Source organism: uncultured Kriegella sp., from assembly GCF_963975415.1.
Classification (GTDB): Bacteria; Bacteroidota; Bacteroidia; order Flavobacteriales; family Flavobacteriaceae; genus Kriegella.
The window spans coordinates 246,062-265,196 of sequence record NZ_CAXBGN010000001.1; the positions used below are offsets into that span (position 1 = coordinate 246,062).

Annotated in this window: 14 protein-coding genes; 11 read left to right on the forward strand and 3 right to left on the reverse strand. The window is 38.9% G+C overall.

The features are described from left to right. The gene (locus AACZ88_RS01060) at positions 1-756 is read right to left on the reverse strand and encodes a S24 family peptidase (RefSeq protein WP_339704907.1); all 756 of its coding nucleotides are present in this window, start codon (positions 754-756) and stop codon (positions 1-3) included. 96 nt (positions 757-852) lie between these two features. Between AACZ88_RS01060 and AACZ88_RS01065 the strand changes: the two genes are divergently transcribed. Both AACZ88_RS01065 and AACZ88_RS01070 read left to right on the forward strand, forming a co-directional pair. Then, positions 853-2,118: a putative DNA modification/repair radical SAM protein gene (locus AACZ88_RS01065; protein ID WP_339704910.1), complete on the forward strand. Its 1,266-nt coding sequence runs from the start codon at positions 853-855 to the stop codon at positions 2,116-2,118. Continuing rightward, complete coding sequence (locus AACZ88_RS01070) at positions 2,115-2,951, forward strand: TIGR03915 family putative DNA repair protein (RefSeq protein WP_339704913.1); 837 nt, start codon at positions 2,115-2,117, stop codon at positions 2,949-2,951. The genes AACZ88_RS01065 and AACZ88_RS01070 overlap by 4 nt, the downstream gene beginning before the upstream one ends. 62 nt (positions 2,952-3,013) lie before the next feature. Here the strand turns inward: AACZ88_RS01070 and AACZ88_RS01075 are convergent, their stop codons facing one another. Continuing rightward, positions 3,014-3,541: a hypothetical protein gene (locus tag AACZ88_RS01075; RefSeq protein ID WP_339704915.1), complete on the reverse strand. Its 528-nt coding sequence runs from the start codon at positions 3,539-3,541 to the stop codon at positions 3,014-3,016. Positions 3,542-3,663: 122 nt separating this feature from the next. Here AACZ88_RS01075 and uvrA point away from each other — a divergent pair, with 122 nt between their 5' ends. The 6 genes from uvrA (at position 3,664) to AACZ88_RS01105 (ending at position 15,465) form a co-directional block, all read left to right on the forward strand. Beyond that, positions 3,664-6,516 (forward strand): excinuclease ABC subunit UvrA, encoded by a 2,853-nt coding sequence (gene uvrA, locus AACZ88_RS01080; protein WP_339704917.1) that lies wholly within the window; start codon positions 3,664-3,666, stop codon positions 6,514-6,516. A gap of 70 nt (positions 6,517-6,586) precedes the next feature. Beyond that, on the forward strand, positions 6,587-7,273 hold the full coding sequence (locus tag AACZ88_RS01085; protein ID WP_339704920.1) for a TIGR00730 family Rossman fold protein: 687 nt from the start codon (positions 6,587-6,589) through the stop codon (positions 7,271-7,273). A 28-nt stretch (positions 7,274-7,301) separates the two neighbouring features. Continuing rightward, complete coding sequence (locus AACZ88_RS01090; protein WP_339704923.1) at positions 7,302-10,136, forward strand: metalloprotease; 2,835 nt, start codon at positions 7,302-7,304, stop codon at positions 10,134-10,136. A gap of 154 nt (positions 10,137-10,290) precedes the next feature. Further along, entirely contained in the window at positions 10,291-12,702 is a 2,412-nt protein-coding gene (locus tag AACZ88_RS01095) for a thiamine pyrophosphate-dependent enzyme (RefSeq protein ID WP_339704926.1), read from the forward strand. Positions 12,703-12,765: 63 nt separating this feature from the next. Continuing rightward, positions 12,766-15,051 (forward strand): aminotransferase class III-fold pyridoxal phosphate-dependent enzyme, encoded by a 2,286-nt coding sequence (locus AACZ88_RS01100; protein ID WP_339704929.1) that lies wholly within the window; start codon positions 12,766-12,768, stop codon positions 15,049-15,051. A gap of 36 nt (positions 15,052-15,087) precedes the next feature. Continuing rightward, entirely contained in the window at positions 15,088-15,465 is a 378-nt protein-coding gene (locus tag AACZ88_RS01105; RefSeq protein ID WP_339704932.1) for a DoxX family protein, read from the forward strand. A 2-nt stretch (positions 15,466-15,467) separates the two neighbouring features. Here AACZ88_RS01105 and holA read toward each other — a convergent pair whose 3' ends face one another. Further along, positions 15,468-16,469, reverse strand: a complete 1,002-nt coding sequence (gene holA, locus AACZ88_RS01110) for a DNA polymerase III subunit delta (protein ID WP_339704935.1) — start codon at positions 16,467-16,469, stop codon at positions 15,468-15,470. A 26-nt stretch (positions 16,470-16,495) separates the two neighbouring features. Here holA and AACZ88_RS01115 point away from each other — a divergent pair, with 26 nt between their 5' ends. From AACZ88_RS01115 to AACZ88_RS01125, 3 genes are all read left to right on the forward strand, one after another. After that, positions 16,496-16,942, forward strand: a complete 447-nt coding sequence (locus AACZ88_RS01115; RefSeq protein ID WP_339704937.1) for a type I restriction enzyme HsdR N-terminal domain-containing protein — start codon at positions 16,496-16,498, stop codon at positions 16,940-16,942. Between the two features lie 187 nt (positions 16,943-17,129). Further along, positions 17,130-18,134: a glycosyltransferase gene (locus tag AACZ88_RS01120; RefSeq protein WP_339704940.1), complete on the forward strand. Its 1,005-nt coding sequence runs from the start codon at positions 17,130-17,132 to the stop codon at positions 18,132-18,134. 99 nt (positions 18,135-18,233) lie between these two features. After that, positions 18,234-19,070, forward strand: coding sequence for an OmpA family protein (locus tag AACZ88_RS01125; RefSeq protein ID WP_339704943.1), 837 nt, complete (start codon positions 18,234-18,236; stop codon positions 19,068-19,070). The last annotated feature ends 65 nt before the right edge of the window (positions 19,071-19,135 follow it).

Genomic DNA, 19,135 nt, shown 5'->3' on the forward strand with positions numbered 1-19,135 from the left:
CTAATTAGGTTTTAATTGGCTTTTTAACTCTTCCATAGATTCCTGTAGCTGCCGTAATAATCCCTTTTCGGTAGTTGCATCTACTCCAAAAGTAATTTTACTACTAACCTGCCAAATTTCCTGAATCTGAAACGGTTTAATTTCATAAGGAGGATAGGTCTCGTTCAAGGAAATTAATGTTACATTATTAGAATTCGGGCGTCTTTCGATTTTTTTGACCAAAACGGCATCTTGAAGCACCACCACATACATCTTGTTCGGGTTGACCTCGTCAATATTTTCCACGGCCTTGGCCAAGACCCATTCCCCCGGTTTTAAATTGGGCAACATGCTATCCCCTTCAACTTGAAAGCCGCGATATGTGGCATTACGGAATTCCGGTATTGGGAAATCAAAGGCCGGCAATTGTTGATACCAACTAGTATCTTGAATATTCTGCGGATAACCCGCCGCTGCTTTTGCGTTTACCAACACCATATTATCCCTTTCTTGGGAATCGACCGTAACCACTTTAGGAATTACACTGACTCTTGATGTTTCCAAATACTGTTGCTCGCTTTCCCCAAATAACCATAGCGGATTAATCTTAAACTGTTTCAATAGTTCCGTTACGACCTTTCCCGACAATTTGGTACGACCACGTTCAATATCGGCAGTCGTGCTGGAAATACCCAACAATTTGGCAAATTCGGCCTGTGTATATCCCAGATCACGACGTATATCTATAAACCGCTTAAGTGTAAGTTCATTTTCCATATCCAAATATACACATTCTGGAATATATCCAAAATTTTATTGGAATATTTCCATAATTAGGAATATTTCCATATTTTTGGATTATATACAAATTATATGTCCTTTGAACGTATTCGTGAAAAACTAAACATCTTGGCCGATGCCGCCAAATATGACGTTTCCTGTGCTAGTAGCGGTAGAAACCGTAAGAACACCAACAAGGGCCTTGGCAACAGCAGCGCCATGGGCATTTGTCACAGTTATACGGAAGACGGGCGTTGTGTATCGTTGCTAAAAATACTATTGACCAATCATTGTATTTTCGATTGTGCCTACTGCGTAACGCGGAAGAGCAATGATATTAAGCGGGCTGCTTTTAAAATTCAAGAGGTGGTTGACCTTACTATTAATTTTTATAGGAGAAACTATATCGAAGGTCTTTTTTTAAGTTCCGGAATCTTCAAAAATGCTGATTATACCATGGAGCGTTTGATTGCCGTAGCCAAAAAACTTCGGTTAGAAGAAAATTTCAACGGATATATCCATTTGAAATCCATTCCGGATGCTTCTGATGAACTCATGTATGAAGCCGGACTTTATGCGGACCGACTTTCCGTAAACATAGAAATTCCGACCATTTCAGGTTTGAAGCTTTTAGCTCCAGATAAAAAACATGAAGATTTTACCAAGCCCATGCGAAAGGTAAGTAGTGAGATTATAAAGTACCATGATGAACGCAAGATTATAAAAACTACCCCCAAATATGCTCCGGCAGGTCAAAGTACCCAAATGATTGTAGGGGCCACAGGTGAATCGGACCGTGACATTATGTACACCGCCAATCACTATTATGGTGCTTATCAAATGAAAAGGGTGTATTATTCTGGTTACGTACCAGTGGCTAACGATACCCGCCTGCCCTCTATGGGATCTCAAGTGCCTGTATTGCGTGAGAATAGATTGTATCAGACGGACTGGTTGATGCGCTTTTACGGATTCAAAGTAGAAGAACTATTAAATAGTGAGCATCCAAACTTGGATAGGGATATCGATCCAAAACTGGGTTGGGCCCTTCGAAACCTACATCTTTTTCCTGTTGACATTAATCGCGCCGACAGATCAATGTTGGCCCGTATACCGGGTGTGGGCATGCAATCGGTCTCAAAAATCTTGAGCGCAAGGCAATTTCGAAAGTTGAACTGGGAACATTTAAAAAAAATAGGTATTGCCATCAATCGCTCTCGATACTTTATTGTCTGTGACTCAAGACAATGGGAGTACAGGGATTTACCAGCAGAAAAAATTAAAGGAATGATTTTACAACACTCCAAAAGCAAATATAAAGACCTTATTGGTTCACAACTTAAACTTTTCAATTCATGACACATTACAACACAATCGGAAATGATATAGATGTTTTGCTAAAAGGCAGCGGCTCGCTATTCGGAAAATCTAAAATACTGACTTATGACGGTAGTTTCAATGGATTTTTAACGGCCGTCTTTAACGTTTATGAGGAAAAAATAACGGTAGCCGGTATACAACGCGAAGGAGAAATTCAAAACGCCCTTTTTGCCGATAACGAGAAGGTTTACACGAATAACAATAAAGCCAAACGGGTCTGGAAGGGAATTCAGGCAAAAAATCAACAAGCCCTTAAGAATATTTATTTCGCTTTTTTAAGTGAGAAAAAAGGCATTGAGCTAATGCTGCTACATTATATTCAAAAAATGTTTGTCAATAAGAATACCTTGCATATGGACTTCTCGGATGCGACGGTACTTAAGATTTCGCAATTGGCCAAAAGCGTAGGGCGTGAAAAACATCGTATGGAGGCTTTCGTTCGCTTTCAATTGACCAAAGATGGTATTTATTTTGCCAATATCGAGCCTGATTTCAACGTATTACCATTGATAAGTAAACATTTTCGAAGTCGATACGCTGATCAACAATGGATTATTTATGACATAAAACGCAAATATGGCTTATATTACAATGGAATATCCATGGAACTTATTTCGCTTGATGTCGCCGAGATATACACCAATAGCATTCGAAAAAGTGATCGTTTCTTAGAAGACGAGTACGACTATCAAACCCTCTGGAACAATTACTTTAAAAGCACTAATATCAAAAGTCGTATCAACAAAAAACTGCATACACAGCACGTACCAAAACGGTATTGGAAATATTTAAGCGAAAAGAAGGCGATTTGATTATTTTCAACCTCTTTCTTTGTTGTATTTTGTTATGGATACTACGTATAATGAAAGATTAATCATTTTGATTTGTCGCCAACGAAGTGATCACTCTGATTTTTAAATAGTATATTAAAAGTCGTAAGGCTTCCGTAGATCCGGGTTATATACTGCTGAAGATCAACTTTTTCTTGATCATCCAGATTTTTGCTGGCATTGATTTTTTGTTCCATAACGCGAATACGATCACGAACCATTACTATTTTATGAAAAAAAGTATCTATGGGTATAGACTTGTTGGAAAGGTTGGGATCGCCAGGTTCCAAAACAAGGTTTCCTTTTTTCCATTTATCAGCAATTGGGGTAAGCGAAGAGACATCGCTCCATTTTCTCAAAATAGTGATAAGGGACTGCTCCACTTCGGAAAAACTGACGGTATCAACATCATCATACAAGGCTTCGATCACTTCGAATTCAGAATCTAAATGAATTGTTTCCAATCCTTTATCAATAAAAGAGACCCAATAATGTTTTGATGTAATGTTCGTAACTACGCCTTTACCGAATTCAGCGTGATCGATTCGTGAACCTATGCCTAAAACCTGCATATCATGATTTTTATAATTAAGGGCACTAATTTAGAACTAACACACCAATTAACAAAGATATAAATACACGCCGATTTATTATTAACCCTCAAAATCGTAACTTTGCAACTTTGCTTTGAAAAATGATAAACTACGAGGAGAATATAGAGGTTAAGGGCGCTCGTGTCCATAATCTCAAAAACATAGATATTACCATTCCGCGCGAAAAACTGGTGGTTATCACGGGGCTTTCGGGAAGTGGCAAATCATCCCTCGCCTTTGATACAATATATGCAGAAGGACAACGGAGATATATTGAAACTTTTTCTGCCTACGCCCGTCAATTTCTGGGCGGATTAGAGCGCCCCGATGTTGATAAAATAGATGGCCTCTCCCCTGTTATTGCCATAGAACAAAAAACTACCTCTAAATCGCCTCGGTCGACTGTCGGTACCATAACCGAAATATACGATTTTTTACGGCTATTATTTGCTAGGGCCGGTGATGCCTATAGCTATAATACGGGTGAGAAAATGGTAAGTTACAGTGATGCGCAGATAAAAGAACTCATCAAGAACGACTATTCTGAAAAGAAAATAAATGTACTCGCACCCATTGTCAAATCGAGAAAGGGGCACTATCGCGAATTATTCGAACAAATTGCCAAACAGGGATTTATAAAAGTAAGGGTTGACGGAGAAATAAAAGACCTTGTGAAAGGTATGAAGGTCGACCGTTATAAGACTCATGATATAGAGATTGTTATAGACCGTCTCAAAGTGAATGATAGCGAAGATTTGGATAAGCGGCTCACTGAAACCATAAATACGGCCATGTACAGCGGTAATGACGTGCTTATGATACTTGAAGAGGGTGCTGTTGAACCGCGCTACTTTAGTCGTGACTTAATGTGCCCAACTACGGGAATATCTTATCCAAAACCAGAACCGAACACTTTTTCCTTCAATTCCCCGAAAGGTATGTGTTCGAATTGCAATGGATTGGGCCATGTATATGAAGTCAATGAAAAAAAGATTTTCCCTGATAAGCAACTATCCATAAAAGGCGGAGGAATCGCACCCTTGGGTCCCTATAAAAAATCTTGGGCCTTCAAACAAATCGAAACCATAGCTCAGCGTTATGAATTTGAACTGACCGACCCTGTTTCCAAAATTCCAGAGGCCGCACTCGATGTGCTATTGAACGGTGGTCACGAAAGTTTTGAGGTTGATTCAAAAACCTTGGGGGTAAAACGAACTTATAAAATTGATTATGAGGGCATTTCCCATTTTATAAAAAATCAGTTTGAAGAAGCGGCATCTACTTCTATAAAACGCTGGGCGAAGGAGTACATGGATAAAGTGATCTGTCCGGTTTGCCAAGGTTCACGTCTTCGAAAAGAATCATTGAATTTTAAAATATACGAGAAAAACATCGCTGAACTCGCCCATCTTGATATTACCGAATTGGCTGATTTTTTCGAAGATTTAAATAAAAAGCTGAAAGGCGACCAATTAAAAATTGCCGAAGAGATAATCAAGGAAATCAATACAAGAATCCGTTTTTTGCTTGATGTGGGTTTAGATTATCTGTCCTTAAATCGAAGTTCGAAATCATTATCCGGTGGAGAGGCGCAGCGCATTCGATTGGCAACCCAGATCGGTTCGCAACTCGTTGGTGTTCTCTATATTCTCGATGAACCCAGTATCGGACTCCATCAACGTGACAACAATAGACTGATTCAGTCGCTTGAAGCGTTAAGGGATATTGGCAACTCGGTGATTGTGGTAGAACACGATCGCGATATGATTGAACGGGCCGACCATGTTATCGATATTGGGCCGAGGGCCGGTAGACATGGCGGTGAAATTATTTCGGAAGGCAAACCTCAGGAACTCCCACAACACCATACGCTGACAGCCGATTATATTACTGGTAGAAAAGAAATACCCGTTCCAGCAAAGCGAAGGTCGGGAAATGGCAAGAAAATAATACTTAGCGGTTGTACGGGCAACAATTTGAAAAACGTTACCGTCGAATTTCCCCTGGGAAAGATGATCGGGGTTACCGGGGTTTCGGGTAGTGGAAAATCTACTTTGATCAACGAAACGCTCTACCCGATTATGAACGCGTACTATTTTAACGGGGTAAAAAAACCGATGCCCCATAAAAAAATAAAGGGCTTGGAACATGTTGATAAAGTTATCGACATCAATCAATCACCTATTGGACGAACACCGCGCTCAAATCCGGCAACCTATACCGGGGTATTCGGTGAAGTACGGGCCTTATTTGCGAAAACCCCTGAAGCTGCTATTCGGGGTTACAAGCCAGGTCGTTTCAGTTTTAATGTGAAAGGAGGACGCTGCGAAACATGTCAAGGAGGCGGACTTCGAGTTATAGAAATGAATTTCTTGCCCGATGTTTATGTTGATTGCGAAACTTGCAACGGAAAACGATTTAATAGAGAAACTCTTGAGATACGTTATAAAGGCAAATCGATTGCAGATGTGTTGGAAATGACCATGAACGAGGCAGTCGAATTCTTTGAACCAATCCCTAAAATATACCGAAAGTTAAAAACCATACAAGATGTCGGATTGGGATACATTTCACTCGGGCAGCAATCCACAACGCTTTCCGGTGGCGAGGCACAAAGGGTAAAACTTGCTACAGAATTATCAAAGCGCGATACTGGAAATACTTTTTATATCTTGGACGAACCGACCACGGGATTGCATTTCGAAGATATCAGGGTATTAATGGAAGTTTTAAACCGTTTAGTTGATAAAGGAAATACCGTTTTGGTCATAGAACACAACATGGATGTTATAAAAATGGTCGATCATATAATCGATATCGGCTACGAAGGGGGCCGCGGCGGAGGTAAAGTTGTTGCAAAAGGAACTCCTGAAGTAGTTGCCGAAGACCCTAAAAGTTATACGGCAGAGTTTTTGAGGAAGGAATTGTATCCAAAACAAAAAATAGAAGCGTAAAGGTCAATTTAAGAAAAAAAGAAACGGATTTATATTTGAAAGACCTAGCTTTAAACAGAAGATATATCAAATGAGGAAAGAACAGCATCATAAAGGGTGGAATGAAATAAAAACGAATGACTCATGGGCCCTTTTTAAGATAATGGGGGAATTTGTGAACGGTTTTGAAAAAATGAGCGTTATTGGTCCCTGTGTTTCTATTTTTGGATCTGCACGTACCAAGGAGGGCAACGAATATTATGAACTTGCCGTAAATATTGCCAAAAGTATTGCAGAAGCAGGTTATGGTATAATAACCGGAGGAGGACCAGGAGTTATGGAAGCAGGAAACAAAGGCGCACATTTGGCCGGAGGAACTTCGGTAGGCCTGAACATTGATTTACCCTTTGAACAGCACGACAACCCTTACATTGATGGGGACAAGAGCTTAGATTTCGACTACTTTTTTGTACGTAAAGTGATGTTCGTAAAATATTCCCAAGGGTTTGTTGTTATGCCTGGCGGATTTGGCACACTTGATGAACTTTTTGAGGCCATCACGCTCATACAGACCAATAAAATTGAAAAATTCCCTATTATTTTAGTAGGTTCCGAATTTTGGAAAGGCCTTTTTGACTGGATAAAAAATACGATGTTGGAAGCAGGAAATGTCAGCGCCCATGACCTTGATTTGATTAAAATTGTCGACACGGCAGACGAAGTTGTGGAAATTATTGATTCTTTTTACAAAGGACGCTCCCTAAGTCCTAATTTTTAATTTCCTCGAATTGAAGCAAACGATATACATGCAAGGCTTACTCCGTACCCTGTTATTTTTTGTGGGTGGGGCCATATCTATTGCCCAGCATACCAATATCATTACTGCTAAATTAGACGGTGAGACAAAAGAAATCAGCATTCAGCAGGAATTTATTTATAAAAATCAATCCGACGACGTCTTAGAAACTATTTACTTCAACGATTGGTCCCATGCTTACTCCAATAAGAACACCGGTCTCGCAAAAAGGTTTGCCCAAGAGTTTCGAAAAAGTCTGCACCTAGCCAAAGATGATGAGCGCGGATATACTAAAATCGTAAGTGCTGTTGACAATGCTTATAGGGGACTTCGCTGGGAACGGGCTTCGGGCCAAGATATTATCAAAGTTCAGCTGAACAAAAGCCTCTCCCCTGGGGAAGAGCAAAAAATATTCTTCACCTACACTGTGAAATTACCATCAAATAAATTCACGCCCTTTGGATATGGTCCCAGAGGCGAATATTACCTTAAAGATTGGTATCTCACTCCGGCGGTATACGACGGCAAATGGCATTTGTACTCCAATAAAAACCTAGAAGATTTATACACTGACGTTACCAATACTACGGTTAATTTAAGCTATCCCATTGGTCTTTTCCTAGCCTCTAATTTCAGGGTGTTGGGAAATTCCCCCTTCTCAAGCAACCAACAGGCCCAGTTAAACGGAGAACGACAAAAGAATTGTGAAATAATTTTAAGTCCACAAAAAAGATTCGACACCCACGTTACCGAACATTTAACTGTGGTAACGGACATTGAAACCTCTAAATATGGCAAGGTTTCCCAAGGTATTTCAATAAATAAAGTCACCAACTTTATATTCAAAACCTTAGGAACTTACCCCCATACCAAGCTCTTGGTCAGTGAAATCGATTATGAGAAAAATAAGCTGTACGGTATCAATCAATTACCTTCTTTTATTAGGCCTTATGAAGAACAATTTCAATTTGAAATGAAATTTCTTAAAACTGCCTTGATAAATATCCTCGAAGAAACTATGTATCTAGATCCGAGAAAGGAGCAATGGTTGTCTGATGCCATTGCCAACTATCTGATGATATCCTTTGTTGAAGAGCATTACCCCGATCAGAAGCTATTGGGCAAATTGTCTAAGGTATGGGGAATTCGAAGCTTTCACCTTGCCAAAATGGATTTTAACGAACAGTACCCGATGCTGTACATGTTAATGGTTCGAAGAAATCTAGACCAATCGTTGTTGACATCGAACGATTCGTTAATAAAGTTCAATCAGAAAATAGCCAACAAATATAAGGCAGGTCTCGGTCTTTCCTATTTGGCCAACTATATTGGAAAGGAAAATGTAGATAATAGCATTAAATCGTTTTATCAGCATTATCAACTGAGCCAAGTGAAGAGTATCGATTTTAAATCCATTTTAAAACGGTCGACCAAAGAAGATATAAACTGGTTTTTTGACGACTATATCGCCACAGACAAAAGAATTGATTACAAAATTAAGAAAGTAGTAAAAACAGACGATTCCCTAAAGGTGACTTTAAAGAATAAAACCGGAATCGATGCCCCCATCTCTCTTTTTGGATTGCGTAACGATTCAATAGTCTCAAAATATTGGTTTTCCGACGTCGGTACAATCAAAACTTTTAGTATTCCAAAAAACAATGAAGACAAGCTGGTATTAAACTATGATCAAAAAATACCCGAATTCAATCAACGTGACAATTGGAAATCTTTAAAAGGGTTTCTTTCAAGCAACAAAAAGTTAAAACTTACCTTTTTCAAAGATGCCGAAGATCCTTACTACAATCAGATATTCTATGTTCCCGTATTGGGATTCAATATTTATGACGGATGGACTCCTGGAATGCGCATTTATAATAAAACTCTATTAGAGCGTCCTTTTGTCTACGATTTTGCACCATCGTACGCTGTAAAAGAAAAGGCATTGGTTGGTTACGGTAAATTTACCTATCGCAAGTACCATGGCAAAAGCGGCCTGTACGTATCGAATTATTCCTTTAGGGGGTCTACGGCCCATTTTCAAGAAAACTCACGGTATTCTACCGTTACACCATCTGTTAGCTTTGCTTGGCGCCCTCCCGATTTACTGTCGAACAAAAGGCAAGTACTTAATTTTAGGTATGTAAATGTTTTTCGAAATAAGGACGAAAGCCTAGAAGATTTTGAGACCCCACCTGATTACAGTGTTTTAAATCTACGCTATATAAACTCAAAGAACGATATTATTGATTATTCCACTTGGTTTGTAGATGCACAGCATGCTAGCGATTTCACAAAACTGGCATTTGAATGGGAATACAGAAAGCTTTTCGACAATAACCGACAATTTAATTTGAGATTTTTTGCTGGTAAATTTCTGCGAAACAAGACCACAAATTATGCAGATCCGAACTTTTTCAGTTTTGCCTTGGACAGACCGACAGATTATCTATTCGATTATAGCTATTTGGGCCGTTCAGAAGAATCTGGTCTTTCAAGTCAACAAATAGTAATCGCCGAAGGTGGTTTCAAATCTTTTTTAGATGAGCGCTATCGTTTCGCCAATGATTGGATCACTACCGTTAATACCAGTACTAACATTTGGCGATGGATAGAATTATATGGTGATATCGGTTTTGTAAAGAATAAAGGACAAAGTGAAAAATTCGTGTACGATTCAGGTATTCGCTTAAACCTATTGACTGATTATTTTGAGCTTTATCTTCCTGTATATTCCAATAATGGATGGGAAGTTTCACAGCCTGACTATGGTACTAAAATACGGTTTGTAGTCACCTTGAGTCCAAAAACTTTAATCGGATTATTTAATAGAAAATGGTTTTGAGAAATTCCTAAAATTAAGTTGACCGAATAAAGATTGACTAAACTATTGGCATTGAAATAGGTTTTATTTTATTAATTTTGCAAGAAAATTAATCGTTTTTCACAAAAATACTAGGCCCCCAAAACAAGATTTTTTGTAACCGTTATCGTAAAGTATGGACATCTCTTCCAAAACTAGTAATGATATTTCCTTTGAAGATTTTAGAACCCAAATTATGCAAGACTATGAGACTGCGGTACTTAGTCGTACCTGTAGTCTCTTAGGCAGAAAAGAAGTGCTTACAGGAAAAGCAAAGTTTGGGATTTTCGGTGATGGAAAAGAGCTTCCCCAATTGGCAATGGCTCGATCATTTCGTGATGGAGATTTTAGAAGCGGTTATTATCGAGACCAAACCTTTATGATGGCTCTCGGACTCTTAACACCAAAACAGTTTTTTCATGGTTTGTACGCCACTACGGAAATAGAAAAAGAACCTATGAGCGCCGGACGACAAATGGGCGGGCATTTTTTGACCTATAGCCTCAACGAAGATGGTAGTTGGAGAGATTTGACGAAGCAAAAAAACAGTAGTGCCGATATTTCTTGTACAGCTGGTCAAATGCCGAGGTTGTTAGGCTTGGCCCAGGCTTCAAAAGTATATCGTCACTTAAAGGAAATCGATAGTTCTAAATTCTCTAGAAATGGAAATGAAGTAGCTTGGGGCACCATTGGTAATGGAAGCACCAGTGAGGGCATGTTCTTAGAAACCGTAAATGCAGGTGGTGTTCTTCAGGTACCCATGGTCATTAGTATTTGGGATGATGCCTATGGCATTTCCGTTCCTGCCAAATATCATACGACAAAAGAAAACATTTCAGAAATACTAAGTGGATTTCAGCGCAATGACGAACAACAAGGATATGAATTATTGCAAGTTAATGGTTGGGATTATACTGCCCTGATGCATGCCTACGACAATGCCTCAGATATTGCAAGGGAAGAGCATGTACCAGTCATTATTCATGTAACCGAACTCACACAACCTCAAGGACATTCGACCTCAGGTTCACACGAACGCTACAAAAGTGAAGAAAGGTTACACTGGGAAAAGGAAAACGACTGTAACAAACGCTTTAAAGAATGGATACTTGAAGCCGGAATCGCCACAGAGGAGAAATTGAGCACTATTGAAAAAGAGATCAACAAAAAAGTAAGGGCAGCAAAGAAAGAGGCTTGGTCCGAATATTTGGAACCACACAAGGCAAAGAAAAAAATACTGGCAGGTCTTATAAATAAAGTTTCGGAAAAGAGTCCGAACAAAAAGTTTATTGCAAAAATCAAAAATGACCTCATTGCAATTGATGAGCCTATTAAAAAAGACCTTGCGGTTGCCGCACGAAAGACTCTACGATATTTGCTTGGCCATGATGGCCCTGAAAAACAAGAATTAATAAAATGGGTAGACCAGTTTATAGCAGAGACCCAACCGCGTTATAGTTCAAATCTATATAGTGAAGAATCGAACAGGGCGACCGCCATTGCCCCCATCGAACCCTCTTATGACACCAATGCGCCGAAAGTAGATGGCCGCATTATCATACGTGATAATTTTGATAAATTATTTGCAAAATACCCAGAAATGCTTGTGTTTGGTGAAGACACCGGAGCGATCGGAGATGTAAACCAAGGACTCGAAGGGTTACAAAAAAAGTACGGAAAACAACGTGTGGCCGACACTGGTATTCGGGAAACAACTATTATTGGCCAAGGTGTGGGAATGGCACTGCGTGGACTTCGCCCCATAGCTGAAATTCAATATCTCGATTATATTTTCTACGCAATGGCTACTTTGACCGATGACTTGGCCTGCTTGAGATATAGAACCGTAGGAAAACAAAAGGCGCCATTGATAATACGCACAAGGGGGCACCGATTGGAAGGCATTTGGCATTCTGGCTCACCGATGGGTAGCCTTATTCATACGTTAAGGGGTATTTACATTTTATCACCCAGAAACATGACCCAAGCCGCTGGTTTTTATAATACATTGATGAAAAGTGACGAGCCTGCATTGGTCATTGAAAGTTTAAATGGTTATCGTCTTAAAGAACCCAAACCGAATAACCTTGGAACATATTGCACGCCCATTGGCGTCGTAGAGACACTAAAAGTCGGTAGCGACATAACTTTGGTTTCATACGGTTCGACCCTACGAATCGTAATGCAGGTAGCAAAAGAGTTGCTTGAAGTAGGTATCGACGCCGAGGTTATCGATGCACAAAGTTTATTGCCATTTGATATCACTGGAGATACTGTGAAAAGTATCAAAAAAACAAATAGATTGTTGGTTATCGACGAAGATGTTCCAGGGGGGTGCTCCGCCTATTTGATCAATGAAATTGTAGAAAAGCAAGGAGGATATCAATACCTCGACAGTGCACCGCAAACCTTGACCGCCAAGGCACATAGGCCTGCTTATGGCACCGATGGGGATTATTTTTCCAAGCCTAATGCCGAAGATATTTTTGAAAAGGTGTATGCTATCATCCACGAGACCAATCCTTCGGAGTATCCGAAACTTAGATAATTCACAGTTCTAAATTTTTCTTCTTGTTTTAAAGTCTCGGCCACCCATTAAATTGCCCTATATTTGAGAGAAAAACAGCTCAAAAATCAGGGAATGATCAAGGCCATATTAAAAAAGCACTTTTCAATAGACACGGCTTCAATTACCTCTTTAGAAGGATATGAAAGTATAAATTACAAGATTGAATGTGACAAGGGACTCTTTGTTCTTAAAAAATACACGTTTGATGCGGAGGTTCTAGAGCTCCTTGATTCAGAAAATAAAATTCTAGAGCACTTAAACGAACAAAAAGCATATGATTTCCCCAAACCGATATCCTCTATTGCGAATGAGCCTTTAATTGTTGAAAATGGTTTTATTTTTAGATTATTATCTTTTGTAGAAGGTGTTTTTCTAGGAGATGTCGAACATTCCCCTGCCCTTCTAACATCTTTTGGCCGATTCTTGGGCCAAATGGACAAAGTCCTTTTAAACACCTACAATCCAGCGTTAAAAGCAAAGGAAACGCAATGGGACCTTCAACATTTTTCAAAGAATTTCCCTTACTTACAATATATCACAGACCCGCAAGACAAGAGCTTGGTCGACTATTTTTTTATGCAGTATGAAGAGAACATCCGCCCTGTTCAATTTCTTCTTAGAAAAAGCCTTATTCATAACGATGCCAATGATTGGAATGTCTTGACAAATAATGACCATATATCTGGAATCATCGATTTTGGTGACATGAGTCATACTTGGTTAATAAATGAATTAGTTGTCGCTTTAACCTATGTAATGATGAACAAGGAAGAACCTTTAAAAATTTCGGCATATGTTATAAAAGCGTATCACAACATTCTTCCTTTGAATGCGCAGGAAATAGAAGCAATATATTATTTAGTTGCGGCACGCTTATGTACTAGTGTGTGCAATTCAGCTTATGCAAAGACGGTAAAACCAAATTCCGAATACATTACAATAAGTGAGCGATCGGCATGGTCGCTACTTCGCAAATGGCTGTCCATAAATCCAATACATGCAACAACGTGTTTTCTTAATGCAGCAGGATTTTCTTCAAAACCCACAAAATTGCTAAAAAAGCAATTAAAGCGAAGGCAAGCGCATTTCAGCGGTACTTTGTCGTTAAGCTATGACAAACCCATTCAAATGGATCGTTCCGCATTTCAATTCATGTATGATACCCACGGCAATACCATTCTCGACGCATATAACAACATCATGCTAGTGGGTCATTGTCACCCAAAAGTCGTAAGGGCAGGTCAGCGTACTATGGCTAGACTAAACACGAACACCCGGTATATATACGATGAGCTTTTGGCCTATAGCGAAATGCTGCTGAGCAAGTTTCCATCGCATTTGAACAAAATTTTCTTTGTAAACTCTGGAAGTGCGGCCACCGATTTAGCGATTCGAATGGCCACAACACACACGAAAAAAAACAAAATTATGGTCGTTGAACATGGCTATCACGGCAATACGCGAATGGGTATCGATATCAGCCATTACAAGTACCATCATAAAGGTGGGACCGGCAAACGGTCATATATCATCGAGACTCCTATGCCAAAGGTTTTTGGGTCCGGTTACGAAGATGATGGAACGGCAGGGACACATTTTGCCGAGATAGCACATAAAGCGATAACACAAAACAGCAATGAAATAGCCGCATTTATAGCAGAACCGATTGTAGGATGTGGAGGTCAAGTGCCCTTGGCCAAAGGATATTTAAAAAAGGTATACGCCGGTATTCGTGAACAGGGAGGCATATGTATCAGTGACGAAGTTCAAGTAGGGTTCGGTCGCTTGGGAGGTAGCTTTTGGGGCTATGAAATGTACGACGTGATACCCGATATGGTAATTCTAGGAAAGCCCATGGGCAATGGTCATCCAATTGGTGCGGTGGTGACTACAACTGCAATTGCCGAAAGTTTTAACAATGGAATGGAATTTTTTAGTTCTTTTGGTGGAAACCCCGTTTCATGTGCAATAGGGAAGGCGGTACTTGAAGTCATTGATGAGGAAAGTTTGCAATATCAAGCCAAAAAAACAGGTGATTATCTAAAAGATCAATTGAAAAAATTAGGAAGAATTTATCCTGAGGTTGCCGATGTGAGGGGAAGTGGCCTCTTTTTAGGAATAGAATTGCATGATAGGAAAGGAAAGCCAAATACCCAATTGGCCTATCAAATTAAAAATCAACTTCGTGAGAAAAATATCTTGATCGGTACAGACGGACCTTACGACAATGTGCTGAAAATTAAACCTCCCCTTTATTTTTCAATAAACGATTCCAACATTTTAATTGATAAGATGCAGTCAATACTTGAATATTTATTAAAAAATTAGATACTTTTGCTACGTTTATAAACAATTATCCCCTTTATGAGAAATTCCCTCCTAAAAGACATCGGACTTGCAGTATTACGAATAGCACCATCCCTTTTATTGATGACCCACGGTATTCCAAAATTTCAAAACTTTATCAATGGGAATTTGGAGTTCGGAGATCCGCTTGGTATCGGTGCGGCTCCCTCTTTGTTTTTAGCCGTAATCGGAGAAGTTGTCTGTCCTATCCTTATAATTATCGGATATAAAACACGATGGGCCGCTGTTCCACCAGCAATTACAATGTTGGTCGCTGCTTTTGTAGTTCATGGCTCAGACCCTATAGCAACCAAAGAAAAGGCCCTGTTATTTCTGACCTTCTTTGTCGTTATTATACTTTTAGGGCCAGGTAGGTATAGTGTCGACCGAAAATAATGTCAAATTATTTTCACTAATAACTCTTTGAGTAAATCGGCTTGAGAGGTTCCATTGGCTCCTACCCCTTTTCCTTTTAAGTCCATTTCCCGTAGACTGGCGATAACGTTACTGACTTTTTTCATTGGATAATTACGGGCCGCAGTTTGATATTCATTTACAAAATATGGACTAATTCGAAGGGCGCTGGCTACATTTTTGGGAGAATGATCGTTTAGACCATGATATTGCAATAGCTGTGAAAAGAAAGAATGAAGTAAAGTAACCGTTAAAACAAAAGGGTTGTCTTTTGGATTCTGGCTGAAATAATTGATGATTTTCGTAGCTTTTAGAACGTCTCTTTCACCAATCGCTTTTTTAAGCTCAAAATTGTTATAGTCTTTGCTAATTCCTATATGTTGTTCGATATCCTCTGCTGTTATTTCAGAAGCTTTGGGAAGTACAAATTGTAATTTTTTCAGTTCGTTGTCGATTTTACTTAAATCGGTACCCAAAAATTCTACCAACAATACCGTTGCTTTATGGGAAATGGTAAAGCCCTTTGACTTTAAATTTTTCCGAATCCAATCTGCAACTTGGTTATCGTATAACTTTTTTCCCTCGAATACAACGCCGACCTTATTTATCGATTTATGAAGTTTCTTGCGTTTATCCAGCTTCTTATATTTATAGCAGATAACCAACACGGTAGTAGGTTGCGGATTGTCGCAATAGACCGTTAAATTTTCAATGGTTCGTGACAAATGTTGCGCCTCCTTAACGATAACCACTTGCTTTTCCGCCATCATCGGATATCGTTTGGCATTGCCTATGATATCATCAATAGAAACATCTTTGCCGTACAAAACAACTTGATTGAACCCCCGCTCCTCTTCGGTTAAAACTTCCTTTTCAATATGCTTGGTAATCTCATCAACATAGAAAGCCTCTTCACCACATAGGAAATAAACGGGCTTCGTATTCCCATTTTTAATGTCAATTAATATTTTTCCTACTTCATCCATCCAAAAAATATTCTCAAATTTGCGGCATGGGGCCCCTTAATTTTCCAGTTTATCAATTTCGTTTCAAAAATAGCGAAAATAAGACCTATATCTTTGACCTTATACGTAAAAAGTTTGTGGTACTCCAACCCGAAGAATGGGTAAGACAACACGTATTGCATTACCTATTATTTGATAAGAATTATCCGAAGAGTTTGATCAACGTGGAAAAGCAGTTGACCTTCAACGGATTGAAAAAAAGATATGATATTGTTATTTTCAAATCGGATGGCAGTATTGATATTTTGGTCGAATGCAAAGCCCCGACAATACAGATCACTCAAAATGTTTTTGATCAAATAGCCCAATATAATTTAAAACTGAATGCCAACTACCTTATGGTCACTAACGGACTTCAAAATTTTTATTGTGAAATAGATGCCACTCATGAAAAGTATACGTTTTTAAGGCAAATACCAGACTATGGACATTAAGCAGTCTAAGTTTCCATACCCGTACAAATCGTTTTTTTTGCTCAAATGACTTCAAGACCGCGTTAAGAAAGCCACTACTTGTATAATTCATGCTATAACGGGAACGATGTATTCTAAAATATTTCATTACTTTGTCGACTTTAAAAATTAAGAGTTCGCAAAGCCGGAAAGAAGACGGTAAACTTCTATGTCAGAAATAGCCATTGTTATACTTAATTGGAATGGGGAGGTACTTTTAGAAAGATATCTACCTTCGGTAGTCGAATATTCCGGTGATGCTCAAGTATACCTTGCAGACAACGCATCTACAGATGGCTCCGTTGACTTTGTAAGAAATAATTATCCCTCAGTAAAGATTATTCAAAATACCTCTAATGGAGGCTTTGCCCAAGGCTACAACGATGCGCTACAACTAGTGGACGCGGACATTTTTTGCTTATTAAACTCTGATGTCGAAGTACCCGAGAACTGGTTAGAACCCATTAAAACAGCATTTCAACAGTTACCTGAGGCATCAATTATTCAGCCAAAGATTTTAGATCTGCTGCAACCAAGTCATTTTGAGTACGCCGGTGCTGCCGGGGGTTTTTTGGATCAATTGGGGTATCCTTTTTGTCGTGGGCGTATTTTTCAATCTTTGGAAAAAGACACGGGTCAATATGATGATATACGCGAAATTTTTTGGGCTACCGGTGCCTGCATGTTTATAAAGAGTGATGTTTTTAGAGGCTTGAATGGTTTTGATGAAGATTATTTCGCCCATCAAGAGGAAGTAGACCTTTGCTGGCGTGCTAAAAACAAAGGACATAAGGTTTATTACGTCGGTGCTTCCAGGGTATATCATTTGGGAGGTTCTACCCTTAGCAACATGAACCCGAAGAAAACTTTCTTAAACTTTAGAAACTCATTGTTTTCAATAACCAAGAATTTGCCCAGACGCAAGGCCTTTTTGATTATCGCCATACGATTATTGCTAGATGGCGTGGCTGCGTTATGGTTTCTTTTTCAACTTAAGGCCAATCATTGTATGGCTATTTTACGTGCACATTTGAGCTTCTATAGAAATTTCAGAAGAATGTACAGGAAGCGCGAAAAAGCTAATTTTATATTAAAGTACTATGTGACAAAATCCATAGTTTGGTCTTATTTCGTAAATCATATAAACAAATTTAACATTTTAGTAAAAGATTAACTAATTTGCATATCCGTGGCCTGTCATTTTATATAATTTTACACGAAAATCAACAAGCTTCAAAATCAAATAAAAACAATTAATACCAGAATTATTATTATGAGACGAATATTTTTAGGATGCTTAGGAGTGACATTATTGCTTTCTTCATGTGTTTCGCAAAAGAAATTTGCTGACCTTGAGGCAAAGCATAAAGAATCACAGGATTTGTTGAATTCCGCTACGGTCAAATTAAACGATTGTTTAGAGGAAAATACGCGTTTGAAAACTTTAGAAGATCAGATTGCCTTTTTGAAAGCGAATAATCAAGAATTGATCAATAACATGGGTAACCTTACTACTTTGACAACCAAAGGTGCCGAAAACTTAGAGAAATCTTTGGAGAGCCTTCAAGAAAAGGATCTTACTATTCGAAAATTGCAAGATGCAATTACACGTAGAGATTCTGTAAACTTGGCGTTGGTTCAGAGTTTAAAAGGTGTTTTGGGTAACCTTGATGACGAGGATATCGAAATCAGTGTAGAAAAAGGAGTTGTATTCGTTTCAATTTCTGATAAGCTCTTATTCAGTAGTGGTAGTTACAACGTAACCAGACGTGCCAAGGAAGTTTTAGGCAAAGTTGCGCAAGTAGTTAACAACAAGCCTGATTTTGAATTTATGGTCGAAGGCCATACCGATGATGTGCCTTACAGAAGCGGCGTTCTATTGGATAACTGGGATTTGAGTGTTAAGCGAGCTACTGCTGTAGTGCGTATTCTACAAAATGATTACAATGTAGATCCAAAGCGTATGACGGCTGCCGGTAGAGCTGAGTTCATTCCAGTTTCCCAAACTGAAAAATCTAAAAACAGAAGAACCAGAATTGTGGTACTTCCGAAAATAGATCAATTCTATAGTATGATCGAAGAGGGAATGAAAGACCCTAAGATCAACTAAACAAAATTTAACAACCATAAAAACCGCAACTACCACATTGCGGTTTTTTTGTACCAAAATTTTGT

Coding starts and splice junctions, on each gene's coding strand:
- AACZ88_RS01075 (WP_339704915.1), bottom strand. CDS start 3,541: ATGCAGGTTTTAGGCATAGGTTCACGAATCGATCACGCTGAATTCGGT.
- AACZ88_RS01120 (WP_339704940.1), top strand. CDS start 17,130: ATGTCAGAAATAGCCATTGTTATACTTAATTGGAATGGGGAGGTACTT.
- AACZ88_RS01070 (WP_339704913.1), top strand. CDS start 2,115: ATGACACATTACAACACAATCGGAAATGATATAGATGTTTTGCTAAAA.
- AACZ88_RS01105 (WP_339704932.1), top strand. CDS start 15,088: ATGAGAAATTCCCTCCTAAAAGACATCGGACTTGCAGTATTACGAATA.
- AACZ88_RS01060 (WP_339704907.1), bottom strand. CDS start 756: ATGGAAAATGAACTTACACTTAAGCGGTTTATAGATATACGTCGTGAT.
- AACZ88_RS01090 (WP_339704923.1), top strand. CDS start 7,302: ATGCAAGGCTTACTCCGTACCCTGTTATTTTTTGTGGGTGGGGCCATA.
- AACZ88_RS01085 (WP_339704920.1), top strand. CDS start 6,587: ATGAGGAAAGAACAGCATCATAAAGGGTGGAATGAAATAAAAACGAAT.
- AACZ88_RS01095 (WP_339704926.1), top strand. CDS start 10,291: ATGGACATCTCTTCCAAAACTAGTAATGATATTTCCTTTGAAGATTTT.
- uvrA (WP_339704917.1), top strand. CDS start 3,664: ATGATAAACTACGAGGAGAATATAGAGGTTAAGGGCGCTCGTGTCCAT.
- AACZ88_RS01125 (WP_339704943.1), top strand. CDS start 18,234: ATGAGACGAATATTTTTAGGATGCTTAGGAGTGACATTATTGCTTTCT.
- AACZ88_RS01115 (WP_339704937.1), top strand. CDS start 16,496: ATGGGGCCCCTTAATTTTCCAGTTTATCAATTTCGTTTCAAAAATAGC.
- holA (WP_339704935.1), bottom strand. CDS start 16,469: ATGGATGAAGTAGGAAAAATATTAATTGACATTAAAAATGGGAATACG.
- AACZ88_RS01065 (WP_339704910.1), top strand. CDS start 853: ATGTCCTTTGAACGTATTCGTGAAAAACTAAACATCTTGGCCGATGCC.